The sequence below is a fragment of the Maricaulis maris genome (genome assembly GCF_003634045.1).
Taxonomy (GTDB): Bacteria; Pseudomonadota; Alphaproteobacteria; order Caulobacterales; family Maricaulaceae; genus Maricaulis; species Maricaulis maris.
Genome location: NZ_RBIM01000003.1, coordinates 284,725 through 306,532, shown reverse-complemented (window position 1 = coordinate 306,532; position 21,808 = coordinate 284,725). Strand labels below are relative to the sequence as shown.

Here is a 21,808-nt window from a genome sequence, read left to right as displayed (position 1 = left end):
ATCTAGACCGCGATCAGGTGGCTGGGCGGTCGCGGCAACAAGGCCGGAAACGGTGTTGTCGAGGAAAGTCCGGGCTCCACGGAGGCAAGGTGCCGGGTAACTCCCGGCGGGGGTGACCCCAGGGAAAGCGCAGCAGAGAACAGACCGCCGGGCCTTCGGGCCGGGCAAGGGTGAAACGGTGCGGTAAGAGCGCACCGCCCCGACCGCAAGGAAGGGGGCTAGGCAAGCCCCACCTGGAGCAAGACCGAATAGGGACAGGCCGCAGCTTCGGCTGCACGTGCGCCTCCGCATGCTGTCCGGGTAGGTCGCACCAGGTCGTGCGCAAGCACGATCGCAGATGAATGACCGTCGCCCCGGCTCGTCCGGGGGACAGGACCCGGCTTACAGGCCGCCTGATCACTTTTTCCCAATCGGAACAGACCCGCCAAACCGGGACGCCTGGCGGCGCCCGGAACGGTTGCTTCATGCGTCTTTTTCCGGATCGGAACAAATCCACAAAAATCGGGAAACCATGGGAATTCGTGGGTTGATGCGGATCGAGCCTGTGGAAATTAACTTAATGTTCCGCGTCTGTTCTTGAATTTCGCATATTTGAATACTTCGATTGGCCTGCATATCCATGAAAAACGGGCTTCTCGTCATTGTTTCCCATCTGATCCCATGTTATCCCATCATTAACCATGCGGGGTAGCGTGCAGGGTCCGGGGAGCCACAAAGCGTGTTTTTGTCCACCACCATCAACGGCGTCGACGCCAAGGGGCGGGTTTCCGTTCCGGCCGATTTCCGTGCGGTGGTTCGGGGTGGGCCCTTTGACGGCATCATCTGCTGGCCCTCCTTCGATGGTCCCTATCTGGAAGGGGGCGGCCAGGCCCTGCTCGAGCGCTATCAGGCGCTGATCGAGGAGATGGACCCCTATGATGACGCGCGTGTCGCTTTCGAGCGCGCCATTTTCGGTGCCGCCCGCCCGTTAGCTTTTGACTCCAATGGCCGCGTCACCCTGCCCAAGGAATTCGCCGATCATGCCGGTCTCGATACCAAGGCGACCTTTGTCGGCCTCGGTTCGCGTTTCGAGATCTGGTCGCCGGAGCGGTTCGAGGAGCACAAATCCAGCGCCCAGAGCTTTGCCCGTGACAACAAGCGCGCGCTGAAACTGCCGCCGCGCCCGGGAGGCGTGTGATGAGCGCGGCGCCGCATATTCCGGTCATGCTGGATGAGGTCCTGCACGCGCTCGAGCCGCGCGGCGGGGCCTTGTATATTGACGGCACGTTCGGCGCCGGCGGCTATTCGCGCGGCATTCTCTCCGCAGCCGACTGCAAGCTGATCGGTATTGATCGCGATCCGGCTGTCCAGCCTGCCGCGACGCAGCTGGTGCAGGCCTCCGGCGGCCGTTTCTCCTTCGCCGAGGCGCCATTCTCGGAGATGGGCGAGGTTCTGGCCTTTCGCGGTATCGAGCAGGTCGACGGCATCGTGCTGGATATCGGCGTGTCCTCCATGCAGATCGACCAGGCCGAGCGCGGTTTCTCCTTCATGCGCAAGGGTCCGCTGGACATGCGCATGGCGGCCAGTGGCCCGACGGCGGCCGATGCGGTCAATCGTTTGAAAGAAGAAGAGCTCGCGAACATATTTTATGTTTACGGCGAAGAGCGTCGCTCGCGCCGGATCGCGAAATTCATCTGCACCGCGCGTTCGGAAGCGAAAATCGAGACGACGGACCGGCTCGCGGAAATCGTCACGCGCGCAACTGGCGGAAAACATTCCAAAATTCACCCGGCGACAAAAGTCTTCCAGGCGCTGCGCATTTTCGTCAATGACGAGTTGGGCGAGCTGGCCCGGGCGCTGGAGGCGGCGGAGCAGCTGCTGACCCCGCTGGGGCGGCTGGTCGTGGTTACCTTCCATTCACTGGAAGACCGCATGGTCAAGACCTTCCTGCGAAGCCGTGCCGGCCTCGCCGGAGGTGGTGGTTCGCGCCATGAGCCGGCGGTGGAAGCCGGTCCGGCGCCGAGCTTCTCCCTGCTGACCCGTCGCGCCGTGGCGGCCAGCGATGAGGAAGCCGCGGAAAATCCGCGGGCCCGTTCAGCCAAGCTGCGTGCCGCCATTCGAACCGAAGCGCCTGCCTGGACCGACAGTCCGGCGCTTCACACGAGTATTGTTCCGCTCGCCCGTCTGGAGGCCGCGCTATGATCCGCACGCTCAATGCGATTGCGTTCGTCGTTGCCGCAGCCCTCGCGGTCGCGCTCTATATCGCCAAGGCCGAGGCCAAGAGTTCGCAGGAGCGGCTCGAGGACATCCAGGCCCAACTCGCCGAAGAACGCCGTCAGATCAATGTGCTCAATGTCGAGATCGCCCATCTGGAAGACCCGGAGCGCCTGCGCGCCCTGGCCCGGCGCTATCTCGGTTTTGAGCCGCTGGACCCGTCGCGGGAGGTCGAATTGAGCGATCTGCCCCTGCTCGCCGATGCCCGCCCGGAAGAGACCGGCATGCGCCGTGACCAGACGCGGGTGCGTCAGGGGGAGGGCACCATGGCAATGGCCGAGCCGACCCAGGTCGGAGGTCCGGACTGATGCGTCTGTGGCCGTTCCGCAAACAGGTATCGGCCGAGGCGCGCACCCTGGCCCCGCCGCCGCTGGCGGAGGCGGCGCCGGCCGACATGCAGCGCCTGCTGCGGATTGAAAGCGACGAAACCCGGGCCATGGATGCCTCGCGCGGGCGTTTGCGTGTCATGGGCCTGTCCCTGGCGCTCGGCTTTGCCGTGCTGGCCGGTCGGGCCATTGAAGTGGCGGTGACCGGGCCGGCCGATGCCGCTTCGCCGATACGTCAGGCCGTGGCCGACACGGCCCGCGGCGACCTGTTTGACCGCACCGGCCAAGTGTTGGCCACAACGCTGGAAACCCACTCCCTCTACGCCGATCCGGCCCTGGTCTGGGATGCGGCGGAAACCGCGGAAATGCTGGCGACCGTGCTGCCCGGTATCGATATCGAGGCGTTGACGGAAGATCTCGGCTCGCGCCGCCGCTTCGTCTGGGTACGCCGCAATCTCACCCCGCGCCAGCGCCAGGCGGTATTCGCGCTCGGCCTGCCGGGTCTGGAATTTCGTACCGAACCGCACCGGGTCTATCCGCGTGGCCGACTGGCCTCGCATGTGGTCGGTTATACCAATCGCGACATGGATGGCCTTGCCGGAGCCGAGCGGGCTTTTGACAGTGCGTTGATGTCGGGCGATGGCCGCCCGGTGGCCCTGTCGATCGACATGGCGGTGCAATTCCATGTCGACGAAGTCCTGCGCGCTGCCATGACCGAATACCGGGCGCTGGCCGCCACCGGCATCGTCATGAATGTCCGCACCGGCGAAATCCTCGGCATGGTCTCGCTGCCTGATTTTGATCCCAACCGGCCCGCCGATGCCAGTCCCGGCGAACGCCTGAACCGGGCCGCACAGTCGGTCTATGAGATGGGCTCCACCTTCAAGGCTTTTACGGTTGCCGTGGCGCTGGAAGCGGAGACGGCCACGTTGGAGAGCCGCTATGACGCCCGCGCGCCGCTTGCCGTCGGTGGCTTTCGCATCAATGATTATCACGGTGAGGAGCGCTGGCTGACTGTGCCGGAAATCTTCACCCATTCCTCCAATATCGGCTCCGGCCACATGGCGCTGGAAGTCGGCGCCGAGGCCCAGCGCGGCTTCCTGGGCGATCTGCGTCTTCTCGAGCGCGCGCCGATCGAGCTCGCCGAAAGCGCCGACCCGCTATTGCCGCGCAATTGGGGTCCGACCGAGACCGTCACGATTTCCTATGGTCATGGCATCGCGGTCAGCCCGATCGCGACGATTGCCGCCTTTGCTGCGATCGCCAATGACGGTGTCTATGTGCCGCCGACCCTGCTGCCGGTGGCTGCGGACGAGACCATTCTCGGCGAGCGGGTGATGCGCTCCGAGGTCGCGCGTGATGTGCTGGCCCTGATGCGTGAGAATGTGGTGGGTGGAACCGGTGGCAGTGCCGAGGCTGTCGGCTATCTGGTCGCCGGCAAGACCGGCACCGCCGACAAGCCCTCGCGCGGCGGCTATGATGGTAACCGTCTCATCTCCTCATTTTCGGCGATTTTCCCGGCCAATGATCCGCAATATGCGATCCTTGTGCTGCTCGACGAACCGCAAATGCCCGAACCGACCTATCTTCGCCCGACCGGCGGCCGTGTGGCCGCACCGGCGGTGGGTGAGATCGTGGCACGGATCGCGCCCATTCTTGGTGTTGAACGGTCGAATGAAGACCCGGTCGGTCGCGCCGCCCTGGTTCGCGCGGCCCTGATGCCGGAGATGATCCCGTGACCCTGGATGAGTTGCTGCGCGGCGAAGATCTGGCAATCGGCAATGCCGACCTGGTCGTGCGCGGGCTGACGCTGGACAGCCGCAAGGTTGAGCCAGGCTTTGTGTTTGCGGCTCTGCCGGGCGTGAAAGTGCATGGGCGTGATTTTATCCCCAAGGCGCTGGCCGCAGGCGCTTCGGCCATCCTGACCGATGCGCCGGTCGAGGCGCCTGTGCCGGTGATCACCGTGCCGGAGCCGGCGGCGCTGCTGGCCCGCATGGCGGCGCGTTTTTATCCGCGCCAGCCGGAGCACATCGTTGCCATCACCGGCACCAATGGCAAAAGCTCGACCGTGGAATTCCTGCGCCAGATCTGGGCCGGGGCGGGGCTGGAGGCGGCCTGTCTCGGCACGCTCGGCGTCACCCGCGGTGACACGGTGGAAGTGACCGGATACACGACGCCCGACGCGGTGGCCTTGCAGGCGGCGCTGGACCGGTTGGCCGGCGAGGGCGTCACCCATCTCGGCATGGAAGCCTCCAGTCACGGCCTCAAGCAGCATCGTATGGACGGGGTCCGGCTCAGTGTGGGCGCTTTCACCAATCTGACCCAGGACCATCTCGATTATCATCCTGATTTTGCCGATTACTACGCATCCAAACTAAAGCTCTTCACGGAACGTCTGCCCGCCAATGGCCGGGCCGTAATCAATGTCGACAGCGAGTGGGGTGGCAAGATGGCCGAGACGGCCCGCGCGCGCGGTCTCGACGTTTTGACGATGGGTTGGCGCGGTGCGGACCTCACCATCCGCGAGATCACGCCGCGCCCGGCCAGCCAGAGTGTCGTTTTCGCCTGGCGCGGCCGTGAGCATGCGCTCGACATCCCGCTGGTCGGCGAGTTCCAGATCCTCAACGCGCTTGGCGCGGCCGCCATTGCCCTGGCCGATGGCGTGGATGAAGCCAGCGTGCTGGCGACGCTGAAAACCCTGACCGGCGTGCCGGGCCGGTTGGAGAAGGTTGGCGAAACGGCCGAGGCGGCGCCGGTCCTGGTGGATTATGCCCACACGCCGGACGGTCTCGACAAGCTGTTGCGCGCGGCGCGTCCGCACACCCGCGGCCGGGTGATCGTGGTGTTCGGCTGTGGCGGCGATCGCGATGCCTCCAAACGTGCAAAAATGGGCGTGATCGCCGCCAACCAGGCCGATCATGTCATCATCACCGACGACAATCCGCGCTCGGAAGACCCGGCCCTGATCCGCAAGGCCATCCTGAAGGGCTGTCCCGGCGCCGAGGAGATCGCCGACCGGGCGCAAGCCATTCGCCGCGGTGTCACCATGCTGCGCGCCGGCGATTGCCTGCTGATTGCCGGCAAGGGGCATGAGACCGGTCAGACCGTCGGCGATGTGGTGCACCCGTTTGATGATCGCGAACAGGGCCGTGTCGCCCTGGCCGAAAGGGAGGCAGCCAATGTCTGAGGAGGCGAAGCGCCCGCTCTGGACATCCGGTCAGGCGATGGCGGCCACGGGTGGCATGTTGATCGGCGAGCCGGGCTGGACCGCGACCGGGGTCTCCATTGATACCCGAACGCTGGAACCGGGCGATCTGTTCGTGGCTCTGCAGGACGCGCGCGACGGGCATGACTTTGTCGCTGCCGCCATGGAAAAAGGCGCCGCCGCCAGCCTGGTCGAGCGCGGTGATACCGGCGTCGAGCCGGCGCTGCTGGCCAAGGATGCGCTGCAAGCGCTGCGGGCGCTGGGCACGGCAGCGCGTGACCGCAGCTCTGCCATCCGGGTCGCCGTGACGGGCAGTGTCGGCAAGACCAGTGTCAAGGAAGCCATTGCTGCCGTCTTCCGCGCCGCCGGTCCGGCCCATTGGAGCGTCAAATCCTACAATAATCACTGGGGCGTGCCGCTGACCCTGGCGCGCATGCCGCGCGACAGCGAACGGGCCGTTTTCGAGCTGGGCATGAACCATGCCGGCGAGATCCGCGACCTGGCCTCCCTGGTCCGGCCGCATGTCGCCCTGATCACCCGCATCGCCCCGGCCCATTTGGAACATCTCGGCAGTGTCGAGGCGATCGCCGACGCCAAGTCGGAAATCTTTGAGGGGCTGGAACAGGACGGGGTTGCCATTTACCCGTCCGATGATGCGCTGGCCGAACGTCTGGCCCGCCATGCCAAGCATTCCTGCGCCGCCTTCATGCTCGATTTCGGGACCGACGCGAGCGCGGCGATCCGGATTGAAAGTTTCGAGACCGGTCTGGACGGGTCTCGCGGTGTCGCCAATGTGCTCGGCATCCGGGCGCCGTTCCGCCTTGCCGCGACCGGTGCCCACTGGGCCTGGAATGCCGGCGCCATCTTTGCGGCTTGTGCCGGGGCCGGCCTCGATGCGCGGGATGTTGCGGAGGCGCTGTCCGGTGTCGGTGCCGAGCCGGGCCGCGGCCGGGCCGTGCGGATCGCCTTGCCCGGCGGCGGTGATTTCACCCTGCTGGACGACGCCTACAACGCCAATCCTGTGTCGATGGCAGCGGCCATCGAGGCGCTGGGCTCGGCATCGCCGACCGGCGCCGGACGCCGGATTGCGGTCCTCGGCGACATGCTGGAACTGGGTCTCGACGAAAACCGGCTGCACGCTGCCTTGGCCGACAATCTCGCCGCTGCAGGTGTGGACGCCGTCCTGCCGTGCGGTCGTCGCATGAAGCATCTGCATGATGCCTTGCCGAACAATGTTCGTGCAGGCTATGCGCAGGATGCGGGCGAGGGGCTGGAACAGGTGAAATCCATGGTGCGGCCGGGCGATGTGGTGCTCATCAAGGGCTCCAATGGCTCCGGGCTTCACAAGATTGCCTCGGTTCTTGTCGATGGTACCGCATTCGGATTGACGGAGGCCTGATCCGCCCATGCTTTACTTGCTGTTTGCGCCGCTGGCGGAAGACCTGCAATTCGCCAACCTGTTCCGCTACATCACCTTCCGCACCGGCGGCGCGCTGATGACGGCGATGCTGATCGCCTTCATCTTCGGCAAGCCGATGATCGGCTGGTTGCGCCGCAAACAGGGCAAGGGCCAACCGATCCGCGCCGAAGGCATTGAGCGCCATGTGGTCGAAAAGGCCGGCACCCCGACCATGGGTGGCTTCCTCATCCTGTTGGGGGTGATGGTCGGCACGCTGCTCTGGGCCGACCTGACAAATGCCTATGTCTGGATCGTCATCTTCGTCACCGCCGGTTTCGGGGTGATCGGTTTCATTGACGATTATCTCAAGGTCACCAAGCAGACCACGGCCGGTTTCGGTGGCCGCTTCAAGCTGGTCGGCGAATTCGCCATCGCCTTGATCGCGGTCGTCTGGGCGACGCATACGGCCCGCACGCTGGGCGTCGAGCCCGGCGTCGAAACCTCGATCGCCTTTCCCTTCTTCAAGGATTTGATGCTCAATATCGGGCCGCTCTTTTTCGTCTTTGGCTGTATCGTCATTGTCGGCTCGGGCAATGCCGTCAACATGACGGACGGGCTGGACGGGCTGGCCATCGTGCCGGTGATGATCGCGGCGGCGACTTTCGGCGTCATCGCCTATGTCGTCGGCCGGGTTGATTTTGCTGAATATCTCCAGGTCCATTACACCGCCGGTGCCGGTGAGATCCTGATCTTCTGCGGCGCCCTGATCGGCGCCGGGATCGGTTTTCTGTGGTGGAACGCACCGCCGGCCATGGTCTTCATGGGCGATACCGGATCGCTGTCGCTGGGTGGCGCACTCGGCACGATCGCCGTCGCCATCAAACACGAGCTGGTGCTGGCGATTGTCGGTGGCCTTTTCGTGCTCGAACTGGTCTCGGTGATGGTCCAGGTCGCCAGTTTCAAACTCTTCGGCAAGCGTGTCTTCCGAATGGCGCCCATCCATCACCATTTCGAGAAGAAGGGCTGGGCCGAGCCGACCATCGTCATCCGCTTCTGGATTATTGCGGTCATCCTCGCATTAATTGGACTCGCCACCCTGAAATTGCGTTAGGATAGGCCCTTATGATCCCGATCCACGCATATGAAGGCCGCCGTGTGGCTGTGTTCGGATTGGGGCGCACTGGCATAGCCACGGCAAAGGCCCTCGAGGCAGGCGGCGCAGCGGTTTCGTGCTGGGACGACGCCGAGCCTTCGCGCGCCCGTGCCCAGGCGGAAGGTCTGACGCTGGACGACCTCAACCGACGCGACTGGGGCGATATCGCCGCGCTGGTCCTGTCGCCCGGCATCCCGCTCACCCATCCCAAACCGCACCGCGTGGTCGAGCTGGCCCGAGCCGTTGATGCGCCGGTGATCGGCGATATCGAATTGTTCGCCATGGCGATCGCCGACCTGCCGGACAAGCGTCGCCCGAAAGTGATCGGCATCACCGGCACCAATGGCAAGTCGACGACGACCGCCCTGATCGGCCATATCCTGCGCGAAACCGGCCGCAATGTGGTGGTCGGCGGCAATATCGGGGACGCCATTTTGGCGCAGGCGCCACCGCGTCCGGGCAGCTATTATGTGCTGGAGTTATCCTCCTACCAGATCGACCTGACGCAGACCTTGGCCTGCGATGTCGCCGTTCTGCTGAATGTATCGCCCGACCATATCGACCGGCACGGCGATTTTCAGGGCTATTTGCGCGCCAAGCAGCGCCTGTTCTCGATGCAACAGCCGGGCGGCGTTGCGGTGATCGGCATTGATGACAATGAGACATCAGCCTTTTACTCATCGCTGCGACAAGAGCGCCGGGAGGAGGAGGTCATCCCGATCTCGGCCGGCCGGGTGTTCGCGCGCGGTGTCTACGCGCTGGGTGACCGGGTTTATGACGCGCTCGATTGCGCCTCGCATCCGGTTGTCGATCTCGTCAAATCGCCCAGCCTGCCCGGTCGGCACAATGCCCAGAATGCGGCGGCGGCGCTGGCTGTGGTGCGGGCGCTGGGCGTGGCAGGGCGGGCGGCCGCCGATGCGATCGCCAGTTTTCCCGGCCTTGCCCATCGCCAGGAGCGGATCGCGACGATCAACGGCATCACTTATATCAACGACTCCAAGGCCACCAATGCCGAAGCCGCCGTGCAGGCGCTGGGCTGTTATGAACGTGTCCGCTGGATCGTTGGCGGGCGGGCCAAGGAGGGCGGACTGGCCGCAGCCCGAAGCCAGTTCCACCGTGTCGAAAAAGCCTATCTGATCGGCGAGGCGGCTGAGCGCTTTGCCCGTGAACTTGACGGGAATATCGCCTGTGAGCTGTGCGGTGACCTGGCCGGCGCCCTTACCGCCGCGACGCGCGATGCCGGAGCGGATCCGGCGCCTGGACAGATCATATTGTTGTCGCCGGCTGCCGCGTCCTTCGATCAGTTCACCAGTTATGAGGCGCGCGGTGACACATTCCGTGAGCTTGTCGGGACGCTGGTCCCGGCCGTTGCCGTGGCGGAGGGTGTTGCGTGATCCAGAGCTTCCCGAGGGCGCTGGGCATGTGGTGGCGTGGTATCGACCGGACCCTGCTTTTCGTCATTCTTGCCCTCATCGTAACCGGCCTTGTGCTGTCGATGGCCGCCAGCCCGGCTGCGGCCGAGCGCTTGGGCATTGATGACCCGTTTTATTTTCTCTACCGCCAGAGCGTCTTTGCCGGGGTCAGCCTGACCGCACTGCTCGGCATTTCCTCGCTGTCGCCCAAGGGCGCCCGACGTCTCGCCCTGGTGGCCCTGATGGGCGCTTTTGTCCTGATGGCGGCGACGCTGTTTGTGGGGCATGAGGTCAAGGGAGCAACGCGCTGGCTGCGATTTGGCCCGCTCTCGCTGCAGCCGTCCGAATTCATGAAGCCGGCGCTTCTGGTCACGGCGGCCTGGTTGTTTTCCGAAGAAAAACGCGGAGCGCCCGTGCCCGGGCGGATCATTGCCTTTGGCCTGTTCGCGCTCGCCATCGGCTTGTTGATGCTGCAGCCCGATTTCGGCCAGTCAGTCCTTTTGGCCCTGTGTTTCGGAGGGATTTTCTTTGCCTCAGGCCTGTCCTGGATCTGGGTGGCGGTGCTGGGCGGGCTGGCAGCATCGGGCTCGACGCTGGCCTATTTCACCTTCCCGCACATCGCCTCGCGGGTGGACCGTTTCCTCAATCCGGAGAGCGGCGACACCTATCAGATCGATCGCGCCACCGAGGCCATTTCACGCGGCGGCATCGCCGGCGTCGGGCCGGGTGAGGGCGAGGTCAAACACCTCCTGCCGGACGCGCACACGGATTTCATCTTCTCGGTTGCCGCCGAGGAATTCGGCCTGATCGCGTCGCTAGCGATCATCGGCCTGTTTGCCATCCTGGTGACCCGGGCCTGGATGCAGGTGATGCGATTGCAGGACGGCTTTGCGCAGTTGGCCGTTGCTGGACTTGCGCTGCAATTCGGACTGCAAAGCCTGGTCAATATCGCCGTAAACTTGAACCTCATTCCGCCCAAGGGCATGACCCTGCCCTTTGTGTCCTATGGAGGTTCTTCCATGCTCGCTCTTGCATTCGGCGCCGGCCTCCTTCTGGCCTTCACGCGCCGCCGTCCCGGCGCCTACACGCCGCGCTACGCCGCATGACACCCAGACGCTGCCTCATTGCCGCCGGCGGAACCGGCGGGCACATGTTTCCCGCGCGCGCGGCCGCCGAGGCGCTGATCGCCCGAGGCTGGCAGGTGCGCCTGGTTACCGATGCGCGCGGCCTGCGCCATGCCGCCGACTTTCCTGCCGTTGCGGTCGACGAGATCCATGCCGCCAGCCCTTCGACGAAAAACCCGATCAAGCTGGCCAAGGCGGCGCTGGAACTGACCCAGGGTTTTGCCCAGGCGCGGGCGATTGTCGGCAAATGGAAGCCCGATGTGATCGCCGGTTTCGGCGGCTATCCGGCCTTTCCAGCCTTGGCGGTGGCCCGCTCGATGGGCATCCCGTTTGCCATCCATGAGCAAAACGCCGTGCTCGGCCGGGTCAATCGTGTCTTCGCCGCCAAGGCTGGCTTCGTCGCCTCGGGCTTTGAACGTCTCGACCGCCTGCCAGCCAAGGCGAAGAAGCGTCATATCCTGACCGGCAATCCGTTGCGTGCGCCGATCATTGCCGCCCGCGCCGCCGGTTATCCTGAAATTTCCGGTGATGGTCGCCTGAACATTCTTGTCCTGGGTGGATCGCTGGGTGCGCGGATTCTGTCGGAGACCGTGCCGCAGGCGGTTGCCCTTGTCCCGGAAAAGCTGCGTTCCCGCCTTGATGTGGTCCAACAGACCCGCGAGGAATCCCTCCCCATGGCCCGCGAAACCTACCAATCAGCCGGCATTGCTGCGCGCTGCGAACCCTTCTTCGAGGATGTCGGCTCGCTCTATGCCGCCAGCCATCTCGTGATCGGGCGGGCCGGGGCCTCGACCGTGTCGGAAGTCGCGGGCGTTGGCCGTCCAGCCATATTCTGCCCGCTGGCGATTGCTGCTGATGATCACCAATCGGCCAATGTCGATGGTCTGGTCCAGGCGGTCGCCTGCGATGTCGTCCATGAGGGTGAGTTCACGGCGGAAAAGATCGCGACCCTTATTGAAACCCGTTTGTCCAACCCTGACGACCTTGCGAGCCGCGCCCAGTCGGCGCGCGCGCTGGGCCGCCCCGATGCCGCCGATGCGCTGGCGCGGGCGGTCGACGGCCTGGTCACCGGAGCCCTCGTATGAAATTCACTGCCCTGCCGTTTGAAGTCGGTCCCGTCCATTTCGTCGGCATTGGTGGCATCGGCATGTCCGGCATTGCCGAAGTCATGCTCAATCTGGGCTACAAGGTGCAGGGTTCCGATATCAAGGCGAACCCGAATGTGGAACGCCTGACCGGGCTGGGCGCGACGGTGGCGATTGGTCACAAGGCTGAGAATGTCGACGGCGCCGGTGCCATCGTCGTCTCCTCGGCCATCAAGCCGGACAATCCCGAACTGGTCGCCGCCCGTGCCGCCAAGATCCCGGTCGTGCGCCGGGCCGAGATGCTGGCCGAGCTGATGCGCCTGAAATTCGCGGTCGCGGTCGGTGGCACGCACGGCAAGACCACGACGACCTCGCTGGTCTCCGTGCTGATGGATGCGGCCGGCGTCGATCCGACCGTGATCAATGGCGGCATCATTTCCGCCTATGGCTCGAACGCAAAGATGGGTTTGGGTGACTGGATGGCGGTTGAGGCGGATGAGAGCGATGGCTCCTTCCTCAAGCTGCGCTCCACGGTCGCCATCGTCACCAATATCGACCCCGAGCACATGGAGCATTACGGCGATTTCGACACGCTGCGTCAGGCCTTCTTCCAATTCGTCGAGAACCTGCCCTTTTACGGTTTTGCCGTGCTGTGCACCGATCATCCGGAAGTCCAGTCCCTGGCCAGCCGGGTCGAGGACCGCCGCGTCATCACCTATGGCCAGAACCCTCAGGCCGATGCGCGGCTGGAAAATCTCACGATGGACCCGTCGGGTGCCACCTTTGACGTCCGCTTCCGCCTGCGCGGCCAGGAAGAGACGGTCTGGACCGGCATTTTCCTGCCGATGATGGGTGAGCACAATGTGCTCAACACCGTCGCGGCGTTGGCGACGGCACGCGAGCTGGGTCTCACGGAAGACGGCGCCAAGACGGCGCTGGGTGAATTTGGCGGGGTCAAGCGTCGCTTCACCCGGACCGGCGCGTGGAAGGGGGCGGCGATCATCGATGATTACGGCCATCACCCGGTCGAAATCGTGGCCGTGCTGAAAGCCGCGCGCCAGGCCGCCACCGGCAAGGTGATCGCAGTCATGCAACCGCACCGCTATTCCCGCCTGCACGATCTGTTCGACGATTTCTCGACCTGTTTCAACGATGCCGACAGCGTGCTGGTGGCCCCGGTCTACACCGCCGGTGAAAGCCCGATCGAAGGCGCCGACCAGGCCCATCTGGTGGAGAGCCTGCGCGCCCACGGCCACCGCGATGCCAGCGCCACGACGCGCGAAAGCGTCGCTGCTGATGTCGCCAGACGGGCCGGCGAGGGCGATGTCGTCGTCTGCCTCGGCGCCGGCGATATCACGCAATGGGCCTATGCCCTGCCGGGTGAGCTGGAGGCGTTGGGCACGTGAGGCGAACCGGCGACACTGTAGTTCTGCCCGATGGAGGGACATCGCTTGCCTTGTCATCCCGGCCGCATGCCCCGCGAAAGCGGGGCGCAGAGCCGGGACCCATAGCCACTGAATATGGCCGACAAGCGCTGCGATTCCGACGCCTGGCCTATCTCGGTGCGCGCCGGGATTATGGGTCCCGGCTCTCCGCCCGGCCCAGGGCCGGGCATCCGGCCGGGATGACAATTGGCTCTGTTTTTTGTTTGCTGGCTCAAGGCCGCGGATGGAAGACGGCATGACCCTGCTCGCCCAACTCCCGCCCGTCCGCGGCAAATATATCGAGGCCGCGCCGCTGAAGGACCTGACCTGGCTTCGGGTCGGGGGGCCGGCGGATGTGCTCTACCTGCCCGCCGACGAATCCGATCTGTGCCGCTTTCTGGCGGAAACGCCGGACGAGATACCGGTCACTGTGCTGGGTGCCGGGTCGAACACGCTGGTGCGGGATGGCGGGGTGCCGGGCGTGGTGATCCGTTTGGCCGGTGCCTTCGCGAAGACCGAGGCGCTGGACGGGCATCGGCTGCGCGCCGGGGCCGGCGCGCTCGACAAGATGGTCGCCAAGGCCGCGGCCAAGGCCGGGATTGCCGGGCTGGAATATCTGGTCGGCGTGCCGGGCACGATTGGCGGCGCGCTGCGCATGAATGCCGGCTGCTATGACCAGGAAACATCTGACGTGCTGGTCGAGGCGATCGCGCTCGACCGGATGGGGCGCCGCATCATCGCGACGCCGGAGGAGCTGGCCTATTCCTACCGCCATTGCGAGGCGCCGGAAGACTGGATTTTCACCGCGGTTGTCTTCCAGGGTCATGCCGATACGCCCGACGCGATCACCGAGCGCATGAATGCCATCACGGCGCGGCGCGAGACGACGCAGCCGATCCGCGAGAAGACCTCCGGCTCGACCTTCGCCAATCCCGATCCGCCCGGCACACCGAAGCAGCGCAAGTCCTGGGAGCTGATCGACAGTGTCGGCGGCCGCGGCTACCGCGTTGGCGGGGCGCATTTTTCCGAACAGCATTGTAATTTCCTGATCAATGACGGAAGCGCCAGCGCGGCTGATCTGGAACAGGTCGGCGAGGATGTGCGGGCGCGGGTCCGCGAACAACATGATATCGATCTGCGCTGGGAAGTCCGGCGTATCGGCCGGCCCGCCGGCGAGACCAAGAAAAGGGGCAATCCCGATGACTGATCCCATCGCCGCGGCCGTTGAGCCGATCCGCGAGAAATTCGTCCAGGCCTATGTGCAATGGCTGCCGGAAATGCAGAAACTTTTCCCGCAGGGCGTCAGTGAGCACCCGTTTGCGATCCAGCACGACAAGGCGCTGATCCGGAACCTGTACCGCATCGATTTTGCGACCCAGCTCGAGCCGAAGCCGGAATTCCGTGAATTCCGGCTCAATGACATGCTGGCCTTTAAGTCCTGGGACGGGCCGGTCGATGGCGTGCATATCCATCTCCACCCCTTCCGCTGGGACGCCATCGTGGTGCAGCTGCAGGGCGCAAAATGGGACATGGCGGCGTTGACGCGTTGGTTTGATCGCTGGTTCGGCCTGATGAAGGACACGCCGGTTGTCACACCCGGTGTCCAGACCGGCGGCTTCATCCACGCCGCCTCGGTCCAGGACGAGATCCTGCATGCCGATCTGGGAACGGCGCCGGTCGAGGCGCTGACCGAGTTGATCGCGGTGGCCCGCGCGTCCGGCGCGATCGCGATCGCGATCAGCGATCCGGTCGCCAAGCCGACCACCCCGAAAGACCAGTTGCAGTAGTGATTCCACCGGCCGCCGAAGGCCGGATGATCGCGCCAGCCAGGGTAGACAAATGAGCAAACGCGTTGCGGTTCTTCTCGGTGGCCTGTCACCGGAACGGGATGTGTCCCTCGTCTCGGGCGCAGCCTGCGCCAAGGGGCTGCGCGATGCCGGCTATGAGGTGGTCGAGATTGATGCCGGCCGCCATCTCTCGCAGCAACTCGCCGAGGCCGCTCCGGACATCGTTTTCAATGCCCTGCACGGCGAATGGGGCGAGGACGGCCTGGTCCAGGGTGTACTCGAACATTTCGGCGCGCCCTACACACATTCCGGTGTGCTCGCCTCGGCGCTGGCGATGGACAAGCAAAAGGCCAAGGACGTGCTGCGTGCGGCGGGAATTCCCTGCCCGGAGGGCGTCATTGCCAACCGCTTCGAGGCGGCCAGATCGCATGTCATGAAGCCGCCCTATGTCGCCAAGCCCAATGCGCAAGGCTCGTCGGTCGGGGTGCATATCGTGCTGGAAGGCGCCAACCGGCCGCCCGCCGAACTGGGCTCAACCGCTTGGGCGCTGGGCGATGAAATCCTGATCGAACGCTATATTCCCGGCCGGGAACTGACGGTCGCGGTGATGGAAGACAAGGCGCTATGTGTCACCGAGATCAAGCCGAACACGACCTTTTACGATTATGAGGCGAAATATTCCGCCGGTGGTTCGGATCATATTTTACCGGCACCGGTTTCCGATGAAATCGCTGAACTGGCAAAGGAACTGGCTCTGAAAGCCCATCGGGCCTTGGGATGTCGCGGTTTGACGCGGTCGGATTTCCGGTATGATTCGGCAGCCGATACACCACTATGGTTACTCGAAATTAACACCCAACCGGGCATGACTCCGACATCACTAGCGCCAGAACAGGCGCAGTATTGCGGGATCGAATTTTCCGATCTCGTTGCATGGATGGCGGAGAATGCGTCGTGTCGAAGGTGAGGCGTGCCGGATCGCGTAAAGCGGTCCGTCGCAAGACCAAACCCCAGTCCGCCGCGGTGTCCGCACCGCGGCGTTTGCGTAACTGGGCGGAGGCCCAGGTCCGGGGTGTCAGATACCGTATGGCGAATGCAGCCCGTTTCGGCGGGCTGGCCGTGATTGCCCTTTCGGCGGCCACGCTGGGCGGGCTTGCGCTTTTCGGACAGTTGGATGATGTCGCCGGCTGGGCCGGTGACCGGGTCGAGCGTCAGCTCACCGAGTCCGGTTTTGCCGTGCGCGCGGTCGACGTCACCGGTGCGGCCGGCGAGATGGCCCATGCCATCGTGTTGGCCTCGGAAATTCACGACGGCCAGTCGATCTTCTCTGTCGATCCGCAAGAAATCCGCACCCGTGTCGAGGCCATGCCGATGATCCGGCGGGCCCGCGTCGCGCGGCTGCTGCCGAACCGGATCGCCATTGTGGTGGAAACCCGCGAAGCCTTCGCCCTGTGGCAGGTCGAGGGCGGTCTGCATGTCATTGACCGCGACGGCGTCGTGATTGCCGATGCCGATGTCATGGATCCGCCGGCGCTGCCGCTGGTCGTCGCCGAGGGGGCCAATCGTGCCGCGACGGAGATCGTCGACGCGCTGGGCCATTATCCCGAGGTCGCCGGCCGGGTGGTCGGGGCGGTGCGGGTCGGAGAACGACGCTGGAATTTGCGTCTCGACAGTGGCGCCGATGTGAAATTGCCGGAGAGCGATGTGATGGCTTCGATCGCCATTCTCGCCCGCCTGCAGGCCGAGCGTGGCGTGTTGCGCCTGGCCGCCGAAAGTTTTGACCTACGCGGTGAGGGCGATCTGATCGTCCGGGCCCTGCCTGACCGGGCAGCAGCAGCCGGGATGCGGGAGCGTGAAGCGTGAGTGTGTTCGATCTTTTCCGGTCGCGTCAGCCGAGCGCTGTCAGCGGTGCCAAAGCCCAGGGCGTGTGCGCCGCGCTCGATGTCGGCTCATCGAAGATTGCCTGTTTTATTGCCCGTACCGACCAGACCATTGCCGGTCCGCGTCCGCGCGTGATCGGCGTCGGCCACCAGTCCTCGCGCGGTGTGCGCGCCGGTGCGGTGGTTGACATGGACGCCGCCGCCGAAGCGATCCGCTCAGCTGTTGAACAAGCCGAGCGCATGGCCGGCATTGCCGTCAATGCGGTCACCGTGACCCTGTCGGCCGGTCAGCCGGCCTCGACCCGCCTGGCGGCCGAGATTGACTTGCCGCAACGTGAAATCACCGAGCGCGAACCCCGCCGCCTGCTCGATGGTGCGTTGGCGGAATTCGAGATTGAGGATCGGGTCGTCCTGCACGCCATTCCGCTGTCCTGGTCGGTCGACGATCATCGCGGCATCAAGGATCCGCGCGGCATGTTCGGCAAGACGCTGGGCGTCGAAGTCCACGTGATCACCGCCGCCATCGGTCCGCTGCGCAATCTGTCGACCTGTATTGAACGCTGTCATCTCGATCTCAAAGGCGTGGTGGCAACGCCCTATGCCTCTGGCCTGTCGGCGCTCGCCGATGACGAGGTCAAGCTGGGGGCGACATTGATCGACATGGGCGCCGGCGCCACGACGGCGGCTGTCTTCGCCGAGGGCGCGCTCCTGCATATTGATGCCGTGCCGGTGGGCGGCTCGCATGTGACCTCTGATGTCGCGCGTGGCTTGTCGACGCCGCTGGCTGCCGCTGAACGTCTCAAGACATTGTATGGCTCGGCGCTCGACAGCCCGGAAGATGATCAGCAGATGATCGAAGTTCCCTCCGTCTCCGGCGAGAATGGCGCGCTTTATGACAGCGCTCCGCGGTCCTTGCTGAACTCGATCATCCGGCCTCGCCTGGAAGAAACCTTTGAACTGATCCGCGACCGTCTCGATGCCGCCGGTGTCGGCAAGACGTCGGGGCGGCGCCTGGTCCTGACCGGCGGCGGCGCGCAATTGCCGGGCGCGGCTGAGCTGGCGGCTCGCGTGTTTGGCAAGCAGGTCCGCATCGCCGGACCGTGCGGGGTCAGCGGGCTGGGTGATGCGGTCTCCGGGCCGGCCTTCAGTGCGGTTGCCGGTGTCGTGCGCCGCGAGACCCGCGGAGCGGCCGAAGCGATTGCCGGTCCGCCGCGCCTGAGCGGCTTGCCGCTGGTGCCGCGCCGGAGCCGGACCGAGGCCGGCAGCGGTCGTGCGGGATCGATGTGGCGCTGGTTCGCCGAGAGTTTCTGAGGCGCCACCACCCCTCTGGCATTTCATAATCAATTACCGGCTGCATTAAGGACATGCAGTGGTGTGACCCCTATGTCTTGCACCCTAGGTCGCATCAAGAGTGAAATGTCCTTCAACCGAATTACAGCCCTGCCGCAACACGCCTGTGTCGAAGCCATCATTGATGGCTATGAAGACTGGGACAGCGCCACTGACACCATCGTCGAGATGACGGAGATGGCCGAGGCGCACAATTGGCATCGCATCCTGATCGACTTCACGCGGGTCAACCTGCGGGTAGCGCTTGTGGAAGCGCCGGAGGTTGCGAAGTTTTTTGACTCTTTCGTTACCTCGACCAAGACGGTGGGGGTGGTGCTTCCATCAGATGAGCATGATGCCGCCGTGATCGGTGCCTTTGCCAATGCACTCTACGAGCTGGGCCATCTGATCACTTTTTTGCGCAACCCGATGGACCGTCAGGCTTGGCTGGATAACCACGGCAAGCGTGTGGTGAATGGTTGAGAAAAAGCCCGTGCTTGTGTGCGGGTGGTAACCATTTCCTGTCCGAATGACCGCCAGTTTAACCCCTGCTTAAGCGTATTGGCGCCAAACTTCATGGTGAATCGATGTTAACTCCAGTACCGAGCACGGGGTCTCCCATGACGCTGAACCTCTCAATCCCTGAAACGACCGAATTGCGGCCGCGTATTGTCGTCTTTGGTGTCGGGGGCGCCGGGGGCAATGCCGTCAACAACATGATCGAGGCCAAGCTCGAGGGTGTCGACTTTGTCGTCGCCAATACCGATGCGCAGGCACTGCAGCGCTCGCAGGCTGAAAAGCGGGTCCAGATGGGCGCGGCGATCACCGAAGGCCTGGGCGCTGGGGCGCGACCGGAAGTCGGTGAGCAATCGGCCGAGGACTCGCTCGAGGAAATCCGCGAGCATCTCGGCGGCGCCCACATGGTCTTTATTACCGCCGGCATGGGCGGCGGCACCGGAACCGGCGCCGCGCCTGTCGTGGCCCGCGCGGCCCGCGAGATGGGAATTCTCACCGTTGGTGTCGTGACCAAGCCTTTCCACTTCGAAGGCTCACGCCGCATGAAGCTGGCCGAGAGCGGCATTGAACAGCTCCAGGATCATGTCGACACGCTGATCGTGATCCCGAACCAGAACCTGTTCCGCATCGCGACGGAAAAGACGACCTTCGCCGAAGCCTTCTCCATGGCCGACCAGGTCCTGCATTCCGGCGTTCGCGGCATTACCGACCTGATGGTCATGCCCGGCCTGATCAATCTCGACTTTGCCGACGTCCGCGCCGTGATGAACGAGATGGGCAAGGCGATGATGGGTACCGGCGAAGCCGGCGGCGAAAAGCGCGCCGTTGAAGCTGCCCAGGCCGCCATCTCCAACCCGCTGCTCGATGATGTTTCGATGAAGGGCGCCACCGGCGTGCTGATCAACATCACCGGCGGTTATGACATGACTCTCTATGAGGTTGACGAAGCGGCGAATGAAATCCGCGCCGAAGTCGATCCGGATGCCAATATCATCGTCGGCTCGACGTTCGATGAAAACATGGAAGGCTCGATGCGCGTTTCGGTGGTTGCCACCGGGATCGACGCTGAATCCATGGTGCAGGCCGATCCGCGCGCCCGCCAACGCTCGGCGGCGCCGGCCCAGTCGAGCCCGAATGATGCTATCCTTCCGTGGAAGCGCTCCAACTCCGATCGCCCGGGCCGGGTCGCTGCCGAGCGTCCTGCCGAGCCGCGACAGTCCGAGCCTCGCGTCACTGAAAGCCGGCGTGAACCGGCGGTCCGCCAGGACGAACAGCCGGACACCGATCTCGACAATGAATTCCAGGTCGAACCGATGAAAAGGGCCGTCGGCGCTGAGGACTTGTCCGACGCCATCGCCACCAGCCCGATCAACACGGATCGCGACCCCTATGTTTCCGAGGTCCGTACCTCCCAGACCGATATGCGCGCGGAAGCGCCGCAGGTCGTGCAGGACCAGGCACGTCTCGCTGCCGAAGCCGCCCGCTTGAACCAGCGCTATGAAGAGCGTCGCTCGTCGAGTGCCGCGCCGCAGCCGGAAGCCACTGAAGAAAAACGCGGTTTCTCGCTGTTCGGACGTCGCAAGAAACCGGCCGAGCCGGCGCCGAAAGCGGCTCCGGTCACCAAGACAGCCCCGGTCCAGTCGGCGCCGCGCCAGGCCTCCGGTGACCTGTTCGGTGACAGTCTGGAAGAGGGGGATCTGGAAATTCCCGCCTTCCTGCGCCGCCAGGCCAACTGACGCGCGATAACCATCTGATTTTAAATTGCAAACGGGCGATCTGAAACGGTCGCCCGTTTTGCTGCAAGCGCGTAACAAACCGCAACAATGCTTTAATTGAAAGCAGACGGCGCCTGTCGTTCACTGCACAGGAGGGCGGCTGGTCAGTCGTCATTCGGACATTGGCGTAAACCACAAGCTAGATGGCGCGTAATTGTGATTAACCGGCACACCTTGGCGGCTCCTGTTGTTTTCGCAGGTATCGGTCTTCACTCCGGAGAGCGGGTCCGCATGGTGCTGCAACCGGCCAGCGCCGGTGCCGGCATCATCTTCGTGCGTTCGGACATCAACGATCGCGACAATCGCATCGCGGCGCGTGCCCACAATGTCAATGAAGTCCGCCTCGGTACCACGATCACGAATGATGCCGGCGTTTCCGTGGCGACCATCGAACATCTGATGGCGGCCTTGGCCGGCCTCGGCGTTGATGACGCGATCATCGAGGTCGAAGGCTCGGAAGTCCCCGTCATGGACGGCTCCTCCGCGCCTTTCGTGAAACTGATCCGCCAGGTCGGGTTGAAGTCCCACGCCATGCCGCGTCGTGCCATTCAGGTCCTGCGTCCGGTGATGGTCGAGGATGACGAGCGCAGCGCCGGTTTCCTGCCGGCCCTGAAACCGTCGATTGAGATCGAAATCAGTTTTGAACATGCCGCTGTCGGGCGCCAGTCCTGTGCCTTCGACATCGCGCCGGACATTTTCAGCGATGACATCGCTTCGGCCCGCACCTTCGGTTTCCGCAAGGATTACGAGGCCCTGCTCGCCGCCGGCCTGGCCCGTGGCGGCTCGATGGACAATGCGGTCGTGCTTGACGATGACGGCATTGCCAATCCGGAAGGCCTGCGCTTCAAGGACGAATTCGTCCGCCACAAGGCGCTCGACGCGCTGGGCGATATCGCCTTGGCCGGCGCGCCGATCCTTGGCTGCTATCGTGCCGCTCGTCCGGGTCATGCGATCAATAATGCCGCCGTCCGCGCCCTGCTTGATGATCCGACCAGCTGGAAATGGGTCAATTTGCGCGACGTCGAGGCCAGCGCCATGGCGATGGCGCACTGAGTCGCGCAACCGCCTGACGTCTTTCACGACCATCACGGTTTTCGGGACTGTCCCGACAGTTGTCGCAGGCAAGGCGCCTCGCTGTCT

19 protein-coding genes and 1 other RNA gene are annotated in these 21,808 nt (G+C 64.4%); all 20 read left to right on the top strand.

The features are described from left to right. The first annotated feature begins 13 nt into the window (after nucleotides 1-13). The 20 genes from rnpB to lpxC all read left to right on the top strand — a co-directional run bounded on the left by rnpB (nucleotide 14) and on the right by lpxC (nucleotide 21,721). An RNA gene (rnpB, locus tag C7435_RS07455) (RNase P RNA component class A) lies at nucleotides 14-400 on the top strand. Nucleotides 401-718: 318 nt separating this feature from the next. After that, the gene (locus tag C7435_RS07450) at nucleotides 719-1,177 is read left to right on the top strand and encodes a division/cell wall cluster transcriptional repressor MraZ (RefSeq protein WP_121210624.1); all 459 of its coding nucleotides are present in this window, start codon (nucleotides 719-721) and stop codon (nucleotides 1,175-1,177) included. Continuing rightward, nucleotides 1,177-2,181 (top strand): 16S rRNA (cytosine(1402)-N(4))-methyltransferase RsmH, encoded by a 1,005-nt coding sequence (gene rsmH, locus C7435_RS07445; RefSeq protein WP_121210623.1) that lies wholly within the window; start codon nucleotides 1,177-1,179, stop codon nucleotides 2,179-2,181. Before C7435_RS07450 ends, rsmH begins: the two co-directional genes overlap by 1 nt. Further along, nucleotides 2,178-2,561 carry a cell division protein FtsL gene (ftsL, locus tag C7435_RS07440; protein WP_121210622.1) on the top strand — a complete coding sequence of 128 codons (384 nt, stop codon included), beginning with the start codon at nucleotides 2,178-2,180 and terminating at the stop codon, nucleotides 2,559-2,561. Before rsmH ends, ftsL begins: the two co-directional genes overlap by 4 nt. Further along, entirely contained in the window at nucleotides 2,561-4,318 is a 1,758-nt protein-coding gene (locus C7435_RS07435) for a peptidoglycan D,D-transpeptidase FtsI family protein (protein WP_121210621.1), read from the top strand. The genes ftsL and C7435_RS07435 overlap by 1 nt, the downstream gene beginning before the upstream one ends. Next, nucleotides 4,315-5,766: a UDP-N-acetylmuramoyl-L-alanyl-D-glutamate--2,6-diaminopimelate ligase gene (locus tag C7435_RS07430; RefSeq protein WP_121210620.1), complete on the top strand. Its 1,452-nt coding sequence runs from the start codon at nucleotides 4,315-4,317 to the stop codon at nucleotides 5,764-5,766. Before C7435_RS07435 ends, C7435_RS07430 begins: the two co-directional genes overlap by 4 nt. Further along, complete coding sequence (locus tag C7435_RS07425; RefSeq protein WP_121210619.1) at nucleotides 5,759-7,183, top strand: UDP-N-acetylmuramoyl-tripeptide--D-alanyl-D-alanine ligase; 1,425 nt, start codon at nucleotides 5,759-5,761, stop codon at nucleotides 7,181-7,183. Before C7435_RS07430 ends, C7435_RS07425 begins: the two co-directional genes overlap by 8 nt. Before the next feature lie 7 nt (nucleotides 7,184-7,190). Then, complete coding sequence (mraY, locus tag C7435_RS07420; protein WP_075190357.1) at nucleotides 7,191-8,294, top strand: phospho-N-acetylmuramoyl-pentapeptide-transferase; 1,104 nt, start codon at nucleotides 7,191-7,193, stop codon at nucleotides 8,292-8,294. An 11-nt stretch (nucleotides 8,295-8,305) separates the two neighbouring features. Continuing rightward, nucleotides 8,306-9,730 carry a UDP-N-acetylmuramoyl-L-alanine--D-glutamate ligase gene (gene murD / locus C7435_RS07415; RefSeq protein ID WP_121210618.1) on the top strand — a complete coding sequence of 475 codons (1,425 nt, stop codon included), beginning with the start codon at nucleotides 8,306-8,308 and terminating at the stop codon, nucleotides 9,728-9,730. Further along, nucleotides 9,727-10,854 carry a putative lipid II flippase FtsW gene (gene ftsW / locus C7435_RS07410; protein WP_083635125.1) on the top strand — a complete coding sequence of 376 codons (1,128 nt, stop codon included), beginning with the start codon at nucleotides 9,727-9,729 and terminating at the stop codon, nucleotides 10,852-10,854. The genes murD and ftsW overlap by 4 nt, the downstream gene beginning before the upstream one ends. Beyond that, nucleotides 10,851-11,957, top strand: a complete 1,107-nt coding sequence (gene murG / locus C7435_RS07405) for an undecaprenyldiphospho-muramoylpentapeptide beta-N-acetylglucosaminyltransferase (RefSeq protein WP_121210617.1) — start codon at nucleotides 10,851-10,853, stop codon at nucleotides 11,955-11,957. The genes ftsW and murG overlap by 4 nt, the downstream gene beginning before the upstream one ends. Then, nucleotides 11,954-13,363 carry a UDP-N-acetylmuramate--L-alanine ligase gene (gene murC, locus C7435_RS07400; protein WP_121210616.1) on the top strand — a complete coding sequence of 470 codons (1,410 nt, stop codon included), beginning with the start codon at nucleotides 11,954-11,956 and terminating at the stop codon, nucleotides 13,361-13,363. Before murG ends, murC begins: the two co-directional genes overlap by 4 nt. A gap of 274 nt (nucleotides 13,364-13,637) precedes the next feature. Further along, the gene (gene murB, locus C7435_RS07395; RefSeq protein WP_121210897.1) at nucleotides 13,638-14,588 is read left to right on the top strand and encodes a UDP-N-acetylmuramate dehydrogenase; all 951 of its coding nucleotides are present in this window, start codon (nucleotides 13,638-13,640) and stop codon (nucleotides 14,586-14,588) included. Beyond that, a complete protein-coding gene (locus C7435_RS07390; protein WP_121210615.1) occupies nucleotides 14,581-15,168 on the top strand; it encodes a hypothetical protein in 588 nt (195 codons plus the stop codon). The genes murB and C7435_RS07390 overlap by 8 nt, the downstream gene beginning before the upstream one ends. 52 nt (nucleotides 15,169-15,220) lie before the next feature. Then, a complete protein-coding gene (locus C7435_RS07385; RefSeq protein ID WP_121210614.1) occupies nucleotides 15,221-16,135 on the top strand; it encodes a D-alanine--D-alanine ligase in 915 nt (304 codons plus the stop codon). A gap of 119 nt (nucleotides 16,136-16,254) precedes the next feature. Further along, nucleotides 16,255-17,031, top strand: a complete 777-nt coding sequence (locus C7435_RS07380) for a cell division protein FtsQ/DivIB (protein WP_075190364.1) — start codon at nucleotides 16,255-16,257, stop codon at nucleotides 17,029-17,031. Next, entirely contained in the window at nucleotides 17,028-18,359 is a 1,332-nt protein-coding gene (ftsA, locus tag C7435_RS07375; protein WP_083635128.1) for a cell division protein FtsA, read from the top strand. The genes C7435_RS07380 and ftsA overlap by 4 nt, the downstream gene beginning before the upstream one ends. A 105-nt stretch (nucleotides 18,360-18,464) precedes the next feature. Then, on the top strand, nucleotides 18,465-18,860 hold the full coding sequence (locus C7435_RS07370) for a hypothetical protein (RefSeq protein WP_121210613.1): 396 nt from the start codon (nucleotides 18,465-18,467) through the stop codon (nucleotides 18,858-18,860). A gap of 137 nt (nucleotides 18,861-18,997) precedes the next feature. Further along, the gene (gene ftsZ, locus C7435_RS07365) at nucleotides 18,998-20,629 is read left to right on the top strand and encodes a cell division protein FtsZ (protein WP_121210612.1); all 1,632 of its coding nucleotides are present in this window, start codon (nucleotides 18,998-19,000) and stop codon (nucleotides 20,627-20,629) included. A 195-nt stretch (nucleotides 20,630-20,824) separates the two neighbouring features. After that, a complete protein-coding gene (lpxC, locus tag C7435_RS07360; protein ID WP_121210611.1) occupies nucleotides 20,825-21,721 on the top strand; it encodes a UDP-3-O-acyl-N-acetylglucosamine deacetylase in 897 nt (298 codons plus the stop codon). Nucleotides 21,722-21,808 lie beyond the last annotated feature (87 nt).